The organism is Candidatus Methylomirabilota bacterium, from assembly GCA_035936835.1.
Classification (GTDB): Bacteria; Methylomirabilota; Methylomirabilia; order Rokubacteriales; family CSP1-6; genus AR37.
On the sequence record DASYVT010000193.1, the window covers coordinates 1 to 12531 of the forward strand.

A 12531-nucleotide genomic window follows, 5' to 3' on the forward strand; every position below is an offset into this window, starting at 1 on the left:
AAGGAGCGGCCGAAGGTCGCGCGCGACTTCCTCCAGGCCTACCTGCAGGGCGTGAAGCTCTACAACCAGCGCGGCCTCAAGGACCCGGAGATCGCGAGCATCATCTCGAAGCACATGAAGCTGTCCGTCGAGATCATCCAGGGCACCATTCCCGTCTACCTCGACGCGGGCGCGAAGCCGAGAGTGCGGGACCTCGCGGCGATGCAGGACTGGTTCCACCAGATGGGCTGGGTGAAAGAGAAGGTGCCGATGGAGCGCGTGGTCGACCTCTCCTTCCTCGAGTAGGCACCCCGCGTGCTCCTGGCCCTCCGCGACGTCGGCAAGGTCTGGCTCATCGAGCGCACCGGCGAGCGCGTGAGCGCGCTCGAGTCTATCACTCTCGACGTGGCGCCCGGCGAGTTCCTGATCCTGCTCGGCCCCTCGGGCTGCGGCAAGTCCACGCTCCTCCAGATCATCGCCGGCCTCGAGGCGGCGTCCTCGGGTGAGATCCGCTTTCCATCTATTACGCGCGGCGTCTCGCCCTGCGACAAGTCCAACGGCAAGCTGACGAGCATGGTCTTCCAGGACTATGCCCTCTTCCCGTGGCGGACCGTGATGGGCAACATCGTCTTCGGCCCCGAGGTGCGACACGTGGCTCGCGGCGAGCGTGAGGAGCGGGCGCGTCGGCTGATCGACCTGGTAAACCTCAAGGGCGCCGAGCACCGCTACCCTCACGAGCTTTCCGGCGGGATGCGGCAGCGCGTCGCGCTGGCGCGGGCGCTTGCCAACGATCCCCAGATCGTCCTCTTCGACGAGCCGCTGGCGGCGCTCGACGCCCAGACGCGGCGCGTGCTCCAGGACGAGCTCCTGCGCATCTGGGGCGAGACCGGCAAGACCTTCGTCTACGTCACGCACAGCCTGCAGGAGGCGGTGCTTCTCGGCAGTCGCATCGTTCTCATGACCGCGCACCCGGGCCGGATCAGGCACATCGTGGACGTGCCCCTCGCGCGCCCCCGCCACCTGACAGGGCGGGCCGAGGCCGAGATGCTCGACCGCCTCGACACCGAGCTCAGCGAAGAGGTCCAGCGGGCGATGGCGACATGACCGCGTCACACCTCCGGAAAATCGCCTCGGTCCTGGGACTCCTCGTGGCCTGGCAGCTCCTCATCCAGACGGGAAAGCTCAGCGAGCTCTTCCTGCCCGCGCCGCTCTCGGTGCTCGCCACGATGTGGGACATGACGCGATCGGGCCAGCTGCCCTGGGCCGTGCTCGTGAGTCTCAACCGCGTGGTGCAGGGCTTCGTCTACGGCGCCGCCGTGGGCGTCTTCCTGGGCCTCTTGGCCGGAGCGATCGGCTGGATCGAGGACCTGCTCGACCCGTGGGTCGCCGCCGTCTACCCCATTCCCAAGTCGGCGCTCTTCCCGCTCTTCCTGCTCTGGTTCGGCCTGGGCGATCCGTCCAAGATCGCGACGATCGCGATCGGCGTGCTCTTCCTCGTGCTGGTCAACACCATGGCGGGGGTGAAGTCCATCAACCCCGTCCTGCTCAAGGCCGCCCACGACCTCGGCGCGGGCCGACTGCAGACCTTCACCAAGGTCATCCTGCCCGGCGCGCTGCCCAACATCTTCACCGGGCTCCGGCTCGGCGCGGGCATGGCGCTCATCCTCGTCTTCATCACCGAGATCGAGGCGACCAAGGCCGGGCTCGGCTTCCTCCTCTGGGAAGCTTTCCAGCTCCTCGACACCAAGCAGGTGTTCGCGGGCGTGGTCACCTTCGGCCTGCTCGGCGTCGCCTCAACCTGGCTGCTCCAGTGGCTGGAGCGCGTGGGCTGTCCCTGGATCCAACGCTCGAACTGAAGGAGCGACCGATGGCTCAAGACCTTCCCGCGTACCTCGACCTGATCAAGCGCAGCAAGCCCGAGGAGATCGCCGTGATCTCGAAGGAGATCGACCCGGCGTATGAGCTGACCGCGCTGGTGGTCAAGCTCGAGCGCGAGGGGCGCCGCCGCCCGGTGCTGATCTGCGAGCGCATGAAGGGCACGAAGTTCCCGGTGCTGACCAACCTCCATGCGAGCCGCTCCCGCCTGGCCCTCGCGATGGGTTCAGCGCCCGACCAGATGCTCGCGACGTACCTGCGCGCCATGGACAAGCCCATCCCGCCGAAGATCGTGAACAGCGGGCCGTGCAAGGACGTGGTGCTCACGGGCGACAAAATCAACCTCTACGATCTGCCCCAGATCCTCCATCATGAAGGCGACGCGGGCGCCTACCTGACGGCCGCGATCTCCTTTGCCAAGGACCCCACCCGCGAGATCTGGAACTGCGCCTACAACCGCCTCATGATCAAGGGACGCGACACGACGTCCATTCACCTGACGGCGGGCAAGCATCTCTGGGAGTTCCAGAGGATCGCCGAGGCCCGCGGCGAGCCCCTGCCCGTGGCCTTCGCCATCGGCGTGCATCCCGCGATCGCGCTCGGCGCGCTCGCCATCGGCTCGATCGACGAGGACGAGCGCGGCATCATGGGCGCGCTGCTGCGGGAGCCGCTCGAGCTCGTCAAGTGCGAGACCTCCGACGTGCTCGTGCCGGCGCACGCGGAGATGATCATCGAAGCGGACATCCTTCCGGGCGCGCGCACGCCCGAGGGCCCCTTCGGCGAGTTCACCGGCTACAGCCTGGGCGAGCGGCCGCGCGAGGTGGTCAAGGTCAAGGCCATCACCCACCGCGCGGGCGCCTTCTTCCAGGACATCTCGGTCGCCCACCTCGACCACATGCTGCTCTCGACGATCCCGATGGAGGCCAACCTCTACCGCGCCGTGCGCGCCATGGTGCCCTCGGTCAAGGCCGTCCGCGTCCCGGGCCCGTTCACCTGCTACGTCTCGATCGAGCAGCGGCTACCGGGCCAGGCCAAGAACGCCATCCTCTCGGTCCTGGGCGCCGACCTCTACATGAAGCGCGTGGTCGTGGTGGACCAGGACGTGGACATCTTCGACGACCGGCAGGTCACGTGGGCGATCGCGACGCGCTGCCAGCCCGACCGCGACATCGCCATCATCACCCACGCGCGCGGCTCAGACCTCGATCCCTCGACCAAGGAAGACGGCTACTCCGCCAAGTGGGGCGTGGACGCGACGGCCAAGCCGTCGCTCGCCGCTTACACGCCCCGCCACCGCGTGCCGCCCGAAGCCTGGAAGCGGATCACCCTGAAGGACTTCGGGCTTCAGTGACGGAGAGCTTCGCCGCGCTGCTCGACGCGGCCGCGCGCCGGCGGCCCGATGCCCCCGCCCTCGTCTGGGACGGCGGCGCGCTCACGTGGCGCGAGCTCGAGCTGCGCGCGGGCGGACTGGCGCGCCGGCTCGCGCGCCAAGGCCTCCGCGCGGGCGACACTGCCGTACTCCAGCTGCCGAACGGGTGGCGCTTCGCGGCCGCGCTCTGGGGCGTGCTCAAGCTGGGCGCGACGGTGGCTCCGCTCAACCCGCTCCTCGCGGCCGGCGAGCGCGACAGGATCCTGGCGCACCTCGGGCCCGCCCTGATCGTGGACGAGGTGGACGAGGAGGAGGTGCGGGAGGCGGAGCCGATGTCGGACAGCGCGGACGGCGAGGCGCCCGCCCTCATCCTCTACACCTCGGGCAGCACGGGGCGGCCCAAGGGCGCCGTCCTCTCCCACGCCGCGCTCCGCTTTGCCAATGAATCATGGGCTGGGCCCGTGATGCGCCTCACGCCGCAGGACGTCGTGCTGGCCGCGCTGCCGCTCGCTCACTCCTTCGGACTCAACGGGGCGCTCCTGGCGCCGTTGCTCGCGGGCGCCACCGTGGCGATCCAGGAGCGCTTCTCTCCCGAGGAGACGCTGCGCGCCATCGCGCGCCACGGAGTCACGGTCCTCCCCGCCGTCGCGACGATGTTCCAGCGGATGCTCGAGGTCGCCTCCGTCTCGGAGGCGGCATGCTCGAGCCTGCGCCTGGCCGTGTCGGGGGCGGCGCCCTGCCCGTGGGAGCTCAGCCAGGCGTGGCGGCGGCGCACCGGCGTGAGGATCGTGCGCGGCTACGGAATGACCGAGCTCTTCCGCCCGATCTCGTACCTCGCCGACGATCCAACCGATCTGCCCGACGCCATCGGCCGGCCGGTGCCCGGGGTCGAGGCGCGCGTGGTCGACCCCGAAGGACAGGCGCTCGCGCCAGGCGAGGCCGGCGAGCTCTGGATCCGCACTCCCGCTGCCATGGACGGCTATCTCCGCGCCGAGGAGGAGACCCGCGCGGTCATCCAGGACGGGTGGTTCAAGACCGGCGACCTGGCGACACTCTCGCCCGAAGGGTTCGTCAGCGTCGTGGGACGAAAGAAGGACCTGATCCTGCGCGGCGGCTACTCCGTGGTGCCCGCCGAGGTCGAGGCCGCGCTGCTGGATCACCCCGCGGTGGCGGAGGCCGCCGTGGTCGGGACACCGCACCCCGAGCTGGGGGAGGAAGTGGCGGCCTTCGTCACGCTGCGGCCCGGCGCCCGCGCCGACGCGGACGAGCTGGTGGCCTTCTGCCGCGAGCGGCTGGCCTCCTTCAAGTATCCGCGCCGCGTGACCCTCGTGAGCGAGCTGCCCAAGAGCGCGACGGGCAAGGTCCTCAAGTGGCGCCTCGGCGTCCCTGAAGGGGGCTGAGAGAGGGCCTTTGACACGGCTCCCCAAACCCGCGTAGACTCCCGCCAGTCTTCGCATCCAGCTCTGAAAGGCGGGCTCAAGGTGGCGTCCAGCGAGGTCGTGTTTAATCCGCTCCTGCCGGAGTTCCACGCGGATCCATACCCGTTCTACCGCCGGCTGAGAGAGGAAGACCCAGTCCATCTCAGCGCGCTCGGCATCTGGGTCCTGACGCGCTACGACGACACGGTCATGGTGTTGCGCGACCCGCGCTTCGGCCGCGAGGGCATAGCCGAGCTCATGGAAGCGCGGCTCGGCGCAGCATCCGTTCGCCCCGCGAACACCCGCGACATGCTCTTCCGGGACCCGCCCGACCACACGCGCCTGCGCGCCCTCGTGAGCCGGGCGTTCACGCCGCGGGTCGTGGAGGCGATGCGTCCGCACATCCAGGAGATCGTCGACGGGCTGCTGGACCGGGTCGAGGGCGCCCGCGGCATGGACGTGATCGCGGACCTCGCGTACCCCCTCCCGGTGACGGTCATCTGCGAGATGCTCGGCGTGCCCACCGCGGACCAGGTCGTCTTCAAGCAGTGGTCTGCGGACATCGCGCGAAGCCTCGACGCGGCCATCCTGCCGGCCGGGTCGGAAGTCATCACGCGCGGCCAGGAGGCCGGCGACGCGCTGAGAGAGTACTTCCGCTCGCTCATCGCCGTGCGCCGAAAGAGTCCCCAGCCGGACCTGCTCTCGGCCTTGATCGCCGCCGAAGAGCAGGGCGACAAGCTCAGCGAGCCGGAGCTCGTCGCCACCTGCGCGCTGCTGCTCATCGCGGGCCACGAGACCACGGTCAACCTGATCGGCAACGGGGTCCTCGCGCTGCTCCGGCACCCCGACCAGCTGCGCGCCCTCGCGGACGATCCGGCGCTGATCCAGACGGGCGTCGAGGAGCTGCTGCGCTTCGACGGGCCCGTGCAGCGGACGGGGCGCATGACCATGGCGGACGTCGAGATCGGCGGCAAGCCGATCCCCAAGGGTTCTATCGTCGCGGCGGTCATCGGCGCGGCCAACCGGGATCCCGCGCACTTCGCCGACCCCGACCGTCTCGACGTCACCCGGCAGGAGAACCGGCACATCGCTTTCGGCTTCGGCATCCACTTCTGCCTCGGCGCCCCGCTGGCCCGTATCGAGGGCCAGGTCGCCATCGGCACCCTGCTGCGCCGCTGGCGCGCGCTCAAGCTCGTCTCGGACACTCCGGAGTGGCGGGAGTCGTCCGTGCTCCGCGGGCTCAAGACGCTCCCGGTCACGTTCTGAACACAGGACGAGGAACAGACATGGACAATCCTCTCGTTTCCCCCGTCAGCCGTCGGGACCTGATCAAGCTGGGCGGCGTCGCTGTCGCCGCCGGCGCCGCCGGATCCGGCCTGCATCTGTTCGATCCAAGCAGGGCCGAGGCTCAGGCGCCGAAGCGCGGAGGGACCTTCCGCATCCGCTTCGCCCTCGCCCCGCCCCACTTCGATCCGCAGCAGACCGTGGCCTTCACCACCATGGTGCCGCTGTCCTTCACCCACAGCCGGCTCGTCAGGGTCAAGGCCGGCCCCTCGGTGAAACCCGGCACCACGCCGATCGAGCCCGACCTGGCCGAGTCGTGGACCCAGCCCAACGACACCACGTACATCTTCAAGCTCCGCCGCGGCGCGCGGTGGCACCCGAAGCCGCCCGTCAACGGGCGCGAGGTGACGGCCGAGGACGTCAAGTACACGTACGAGCGCTTCATGGGTCCGACCAATCCCAACCGCGGGATGCTGGAGCAGGTGGAGAAGATCGAAGCGGTCGACAAGTACACGGTCAAGTTCACGATGAAGGAGCCCTTCGCCTGGCTGCTCGAGGCGCTGGCGTCGACGTCGACCTGGATCATCGCCAAGGAGGTCGTCGAACAGTATGGCGACCTCAAGAAGCCTGAGACCTGCATCGGCACCGGGCCCTGGATGCTCGAGCGCTACGAGCCGAACCTGCGCCTGACCTTCCTGCGCAACCCGAACTATTTCGTGGCTGGCTTGCCCCACGCCGACGGCGTGGACATGTCGATCGAGACCGATCCGGCCTCGGCGTTCGCCGCGTGGCTGGCCGGCCGGTACGACTTCGCACCCGAGTACGGGATGGTCGTGCGCCGGAGCGACCTGGCCGCGGCCAAGCAGCGCAAGCCGGCGCTGCAGACGCAGGACTACATCGTGGCCTTCGGCGGCATCACCTGGGTGCACCTCGACCAGGAGCCGTTCAAGGACATCCGGGTGCGCCGCGCCCTCGCCATGGCCTCAAACTGGAAGGAGGTTCTTGAGACCAACTCCTGGTCCCAGGGGGGGCACGGGGCGCCCAACCCGGCCATGCCCGCCGCCTTCAGGGAGTGGTCCATCCCCATCGATCAGCTCCCGGCCGAGGGGCGGCGGCTGTACGAGTACGACCCGCGGGAAGCCAGGCGGCTCCTGGCCGAGGCCGGCTACCCGAGCGGGCTCAAGACCACGATGGAGACCACGGCCGGGTACGGTCCCGACTACATGGACGGGGTGGAGGTGACGCTCGCGGGCTGGAAGAAGGGCGGGATCGAGGCCGAGCTGAAGATGAAGGAGTACGGCGCCTTCGTCTCGACGGCGCTCTTCGGCAAGTTCGACAAGATAGCCACCGGACTCTTCGGCCACTGGGCCGACCCCGACAGCTATCTCTACCGCTACTTCATGCCCGGGCAGGCGCTCAACGCCTCCGGCGTGAACGATCCCAAGCTCGCCGACATGATCCGGCTCCAGCGCCGCACCTTCAACGTGGCCAAGCGGCGCGAGATCATCTACGACATCCAGCGCTACATCTCGGTACAGGTCTACGCGTTCTACGGCGCCTCGGTCAGCGCCGTCGCGGCCTGGGAGCCCTACGTCAGGAACTTCGGCCCGAACATCGGCCACGACTACGGCGGGCGCCTGATGGCAGCCTGGCTCGATCGTTGACCGATCGCGCGTGAAACTTAAAGACCGGATCGCCCTCATCACGGGCGCAGGGTCGGGGATCGGCCGCGCGATCGCAACGCTGTTCGCTGAGGAAGGCGCGCGGGTCATCGCGAACGACGTGAACGAGCAGGCCGCCCTCGAGACCGTGGAGATGCTCGACGCCGGGGGTTCGGGCTCCCGCGCGATCCAGGCCGACGTGGCCGACAGCGCGCAGGTCAAGGCCATGTTCGCCGAGGTCGAGCGCGAGTTCGGGTCGCTCGACGTGCTCGTCAACAACGCGGGCATCGGCAGCGCCGGGACATCCACGGCGGATCGCGACACGCTCCGTGATCGATCCGACACCCGGATCATGGAGCAGCTGAGCGGCCGGGGCATCCAGACCCACTGGGACATCACGCAGACGATGACGGACGAGACCTGGCACCGGATGATCGCGGTGCATCTCAACGGCACCTTCTTCTGCACGCGGGAGGCGCTCCGCCTGATGAGCCGCCGCGACCAGGGTGTCATCATCAACCTGTCGAGCGTCGCCGGGCTCATGGGCCTCGAGAACGTGCCGCACTACAGCGCGGCCAAGGCGGGCATCCTCGGCTTCACGCGGGCGGTCGCCCGGGAGGTCGGCTCGCGGAAGATCCGGGTGAACGCGATCTGTCCCGGGTTCATCGATACGCCCATGACGCAGCCCATGTCCGACCTGATGCGCAAAGCCGTCATCGGGCGGACGCCGCTCGGCCGCTACGCGGAGCCCGGCGAGGTCGCGCAGACGGCGCTCTTCCTCGCCTCCGACGACAGCTCCTTCTTCACGGGACAGTGGCTCTCCCCGAACGGCGGCCTCTTCATTGGATGACCTCTTGGGGGATGACCCCTTTGGGGATGATCCGGCGACGTTGATCGGGGACAACTCTTACCAGCGACAACCACGGGAGTGACCATGGGAATGCTCGAGGGAAAGACCGCGGTGGTAACGGGAGCCGGGCGGGGCATCGGCCGGGGCATCGCGCTCGCGCTGGCGAAGGCGGGCGCGAAGGTCGTCGTCAACGACCTCGGCACGGGGCTCGACGGCGAAGGCGTAGCGACGGGCCCGGCCGCCAAGGTGGTGGACGAGATCGTGAAGGCGGGCGGCACCGCCGTCCCCAACTACGGGTCGGTCGCCGACTTCAAGCAGGCGACGGAGATGGTCGAGCAGGCGGTCAAGACGTGGGGCCGGGTCGACATCCTCGTGAACGTGGCCGGCATCCTGCGCGACCGCATGATCTTCAACATGAGCAAGGACGAGTGGGACGCTGTCTTGGCAGTCCATCTCGACGGCACCTTCTTCTGCACCCGCGCCGCCTCCATCGCGATGCGCGAGCAGAAGGCCGGCCGCATCGTCAGCATGTCGTCGGTCTCGGCGCTCGGCGCGCCCGGCCAGCCCAACTACAGCGCCGCGAAAGCGGGCATCATCGGCCTGACCTGGTCGACGGCGAACGCGATGGCGAAGTACAACGTGACGGCCAACGCGATCATGCCGAGCGGCGCCACGCGCATGATCGACTCGACTCCCAGAGGCAAGAAGATCTTCGACGAGACGGGCAAGTGGCCGAGCGAGCAGGCCATCGGCACCGAGCGCGACCCGGACAACGTGGCGCCGCTCGTCGTCTTCCTCGCGAGCGATGCCGCGGCCCACGTCAACGGGCAGGTCTTCCATTCCTTCGGCTACGGCTATACGCTCCTGGCCCAGCCGCAGGCGATCCGCCGCATCGACGCCGACCGCCGGCTCGACCCCGAAGAGCTGGTGAAGCTCCTGCCCGAGACGTTCGGACCGAGCCTCCACGAGCCGCCGGGGACGCTCTTTGGCAAGAGCCTGACCGAGCGCGCCAAGGACGAGTGGAAAGAGGTCGGGCGCGGCGTCCGCTTCTGGCAGTGGCCCCGGGAAGAGCGGTGAGGACCGTCCTCCTCGTCTGCCACGCCAACACCTGCCGCAGCGTGATGGCCCACGTGCTCCTCGAGAAGATGCTCACCGAGCGCGAGGCCCACGGGCGCGTGCTGGTGCGCTCGGGAGGGATCGCGAACCACGCGCGTGACGGGATGATCCCCTCGCTCGACGCGCGGATCGTCCTCCGCGAGGACGGGATCCATCTCGCCGAGGACGCGATGACCTCGACGGACCTCCGGCGGCACCGCGATCTGATCGCCAAGGCCCACCTGATCCTGACCATGACCGCGCAGCAGAAGGAGATGCTTGGGACGTACGAGGAAGCGCGGGGGCGGCCCATCTTCACCCTGAAGGAGTTCGCGGGCGAGGAGGGCGACATCGGCGATCCCTTCGACCAGGGGGAAGAGCGCTACCGCGCCTGCCGGGACGAGATCAAGCGTTGCCTCACCATGAGCGTCGACCGCCTGCTCGTGACGCTCTCCACGCCCTAGCTCCGCAGCCGGGCCGGTTGGACGCTCCCGATCCCGCGCTATTGCGCCGTCTTCAGCACATCGGGATGGAAGCGGATGCCGTGGCCCGGCACGTCGAGCGGGCGGATCATGCCGCGGTCGATCACGGGCGCCTGCTCGAAGATTCCGTCCACGAAGTACGGCAGGTACTCGATGTAGAGCGCGTTGGGCGAGGCCCCCAGCAGCGGCGTCATCAGCTCCGGGAAGTGGTGCGACGCCACCGGCAGGTTCTTCGCCTCGATGAGCCCGAAGGCGCGGAGCATGGGCGTGAGGTGATGCTGGCCGTGACCTTCCTCGCGGTGGCCCTCGTGGCGCTGCTGAGCATGCTCGCCCAGGGCTCGGTCAGCGTGGTCGCCGGCGGCGGCCAGTCCAAGGCCACGGCCTTCGCGCGGCAGATGATGGAGCAGCTGAGGAACCAGCCCTTCGTGCCCGGACCGACGAACGGCACGGACACGCCTGAGCCGGGCATCACCCGCTCCTGGTCCATCACGCCGACGGGGCCGACCGTCCCGCCCAACCGCCTCGCGACGATCCAGGCCATCGTGCGAGTCGACCGCGCTGCGGCCACGCTCGGCGCCCAGAACACCACGCTGACCACGATGCGCGCGGAGTAGCGGCGCGCCTCAGGCCTCGATCGGCAGCCGCTCGCCGGGCTGGTGCCAGGTCGGCTCCTGCCCTCGCCGGAAGATCTTGATCCTCGCCGTGCCCCGCGCCGTCACCACACCGTCCTCGACCTGCACGAGCGCCCCTTCCTCGAGGCCCACCACCGGATTGGCGTTCACGACGTGGTACTCGCCAATCCGTTCGTCCCGCGTCTCGCTGCCGGGCGCCATGGCGGGGTCCGTCTCTTTGTAGTGCGGGTTGATGTTGAAGGAGACGAGCCCGAGGGCGTCGAAGCGGTCGAGCGCGACGACGTTCCAGTCATTCGTCGTGAGGATGGTCGGCCCCGCCACGTTGGAGCCGGCGCTGGCGCCGAGGTAGGGCATGCCGCTCAGGACGCGCTCGCGGATGGCGGGCAGCAGCCCCGCCGCGCGGAGGCGCTTGAGGAGCGCGTAGGTGTTACCGCCTCCCATGAAGAGCGCCTCAGCTCCCGCGAGCGTTTCGAGCGGCCGGTCGTTCCAGCGCAGGTGGAGGAGCTCGAGCCCGGCGCCCTCCGGCGGCGGGGGCGCGAGAAAGCCCTTGAGCCGCTCGAAAGAGACGGTTTCGTCGTAGAGGCTGGCGGCGGTGCAGAGCGCGACGCGGCGCAGCCCCCCGAGGAAGTCGGCGACGTCGCGCAGCCCCTCGGGCCTCAGGAGCAGGCCGCCCGAATGGAGGTAGACCCGCATCAGGGGCTGTAGGTCTCGAGCAGGCGGCGCAGCTGGCTCATGGACTTGACCATGTAGTGGGCGACGCCGTCGAGACCGCCCTTGGGGGCCAGGAGCACGGCCGTCAGCCCCACGCGGCGCGCCCCGCGGATGTCGGAGTCCACGCTGTCGCCCACCATGGCCGCGTCCTCCGCGGTGAGCCCCATGCGCGCGAGCGCCAGCTCGAACAGCGGCGGCTCCGGCTTGCCCACGACAAGCGGGCGCAAGCCCGCGGCGGCCGCCACGGCCTCGACGATCGCGCCACAGCCCGGGAGGAAGTCGTCGCCCTCAACGGGCAGCCGCGGATCGAGGTTGGGCGTGAGGAAGGCTGCTCCGCCGGCGACGGCCCGAGAGGCTGCCGTCAGCCGCTCGTAGGAGAAGTCGAAGTCGTTGCCGACGACCACGGCCTGCGCCTCGCGGTAGCGGTCCATGGGCACCAGGCTGTGCGAGCCGTCCACGACCGCGGCTTCGAGCTCGGAGCCGCCGATGGCGAGAACCCGCGAGGCCGGGCCGACGTGCGTGTCGAGCACGCGACCGAGGATCTCGAGCGGGGTCAGCACCTCGTTCACGGCCGCCTGGATGCCCAGCCGCTCGAGCTTGGCCTGCATGGTCGCCGCGCGTGCCCGCGAGTTGTTGGTGAGGAACGTGAGCGCCCTGCCCTGGCCCCGCAGGAGCGCCAGCACGTCGGCGGCGCCCGATATCAGCACGTCGCCGGTCCACACGCAGCCGTCGAGATCGAAGATGAAGCCGCGCATCTCGCGCAGCCCGCGCCGGGATCGGGTCACGGCCGGATACTACCATGTAGGCGCAGACGCGGGCATGTGGGCCGGCGCGCAGGGCGGGCTGCGGGTCGGGGCGAGGAAAAATGTGCGTCCTGCGCGGCTCCCGCGCTAGAGTCGAGCCATGGCGAGAGCCGCTAGAACCCGCACCTACACGCTGAGACGGGCTTCCTCGGTCGTCTTCGCGCTGATCTCCGTCCTGCCGCTGCTTCTTTTCGTCTACACGCTCTACGCCCTCGACGTGCTCAACCACCACGTCGCCCAGATCGGCCTGGGCTCGGCGCTGGTCCTCTCCATGATCGGCTTCTATATCTACTCGGTCATGATGTCCCGGCTGTCCGACATTCTCCGCGACCTCGAGGCCGACGAGTCAGCGCAGCCGCCCCCCGGTGCGAC

At 69.4% G+C, this 12531-nt stretch carries 15 protein-coding genes; 12 read left to right on the forward strand and 3 right to left on the reverse strand.

All coding sequences use genetic code 11. The features are described from left to right. The 10 genes from VGV06_17270 to VGV06_17315 form a co-directional block, all read left to right on the forward strand. Positions 1–285: hypothetical protein (locus tag VGV06_17270; GenBank protein HEV2056894.1), on the forward strand; the 285-nt coding region annotated here is incomplete at its 5' end. Between the two features lie 9 nt (positions 286–294). Then, positions 295–1083 (forward strand): ABC transporter ATP-binding protein, encoded by a 789-nt coding sequence (locus VGV06_17275; GenBank protein HEV2056895.1) that lies wholly within the window; start codon positions 295–297, stop codon positions 1081–1083. Beyond that, positions 1080–1835, forward strand: a complete 756-nt coding sequence (locus VGV06_17280; protein HEV2056896.1) for an ABC transporter permease — start codon at positions 1080–1082, stop codon at positions 1833–1835. Before VGV06_17275 ends, VGV06_17280 begins: the two co-directional genes overlap by 4 nt. Before the next feature lie 11 nt (positions 1836–1846). Next, positions 1847–3205: a UbiD family decarboxylase gene (locus tag VGV06_17285; GenBank protein HEV2056897.1), complete on the forward strand. Its 1359-nt coding sequence runs from the start codon at positions 1847–1849 to the stop codon at positions 3203–3205. Further along, complete coding sequence (locus VGV06_17290) at positions 3202–4623, forward strand: AMP-binding protein (GenBank protein ID HEV2056898.1); 1422 nt, start codon at positions 3202–3204, stop codon at positions 4621–4623. The genes VGV06_17285 and VGV06_17290 overlap by 4 nt, the downstream gene beginning before the upstream one ends. An 81-nt stretch (positions 4624–4704) precedes the next feature. Beyond that, positions 4705–5907, forward strand: coding sequence for a cytochrome P450 (locus tag VGV06_17295; protein HEV2056899.1), 1203 nt, complete (start codon positions 4705–4707; stop codon positions 5905–5907). 20 nt (positions 5908–5927) lie between these two features. Next, positions 5928–7589 (forward strand): ABC transporter substrate-binding protein, encoded by a 1662-nt coding sequence (locus VGV06_17300; protein HEV2056900.1) that lies wholly within the window; start codon positions 5928–5930, stop codon positions 7587–7589. Positions 7590–7599: 10 nt separating this feature from the next. Then, a complete protein-coding gene (locus VGV06_17305; protein ID HEV2056901.1) occupies positions 7600–8436 on the forward strand; it encodes an SDR family NAD(P)-dependent oxidoreductase in 837 nt (278 codons plus the stop codon). 84 nt (positions 8437–8520) lie between these two features. After that, complete coding sequence (locus tag VGV06_17310; GenBank protein ID HEV2056902.1) at positions 8521–9513, forward strand: SDR family oxidoreductase; 993 nt, start codon at positions 8521–8523, stop codon at positions 9511–9513. Next, a complete protein-coding gene (locus VGV06_17315; GenBank protein HEV2056903.1) occupies positions 9510–9995 on the forward strand; it encodes a low molecular weight protein arginine phosphatase in 486 nt (161 codons plus the stop codon). The genes VGV06_17310 and VGV06_17315 overlap by 4 nt, the downstream gene beginning before the upstream one ends. Positions 9996–10033: 38 nt before the next feature. Here the strand turns inward: VGV06_17315 and VGV06_17320 are convergent, their stop codons facing one another. Further along, positions 10034–10276 (reverse strand): hypothetical protein, encoded by a 243-nt coding sequence (locus VGV06_17320; protein HEV2056904.1) that lies wholly within the window; start codon positions 10274–10276, stop codon positions 10034–10036. 12 nt (positions 10277–10288) lie between these two features. Here VGV06_17320 and VGV06_17325 point away from each other — a divergent pair, with 12 nt between their 5' ends. Continuing rightward, the gene (locus VGV06_17325) at positions 10289–10627 is read left to right on the forward strand and encodes a hypothetical protein (GenBank protein HEV2056905.1); all 339 of its coding nucleotides are present in this window, start codon (positions 10289–10291) and stop codon (positions 10625–10627) included. 9 nt (positions 10628–10636) lie between these two features. On the opposite strand, the gene pepE is transcribed toward VGV06_17325, so the two are convergent. Together pepE and VGV06_17335 are read right to left on the reverse strand one after the other, a co-directional pair. Further along, positions 10637–11338: a dipeptidase PepE gene (pepE, locus tag VGV06_17330; protein HEV2056906.1), complete on the reverse strand. Its 702-nt coding sequence runs from the start codon at positions 11336–11338 to the stop codon at positions 10637–10639. After that, entirely contained in the window at positions 11338–12141 is an 804-nt protein-coding gene (locus VGV06_17335; GenBank protein ID HEV2056907.1) for an HAD-IIA family hydrolase, read from the reverse strand. The genes pepE and VGV06_17335 overlap by 1 nt, the downstream gene beginning before the upstream one ends. Before the next feature lie 118 nt (positions 12142–12259). Between VGV06_17335 and VGV06_17340 the strand changes: the two genes are divergently transcribed. After that, a partial coding sequence (locus VGV06_17340; protein HEV2056908.1) for a hypothetical protein occupies positions 12260–12531 on the forward strand: 272 nt, incomplete at its 3' end.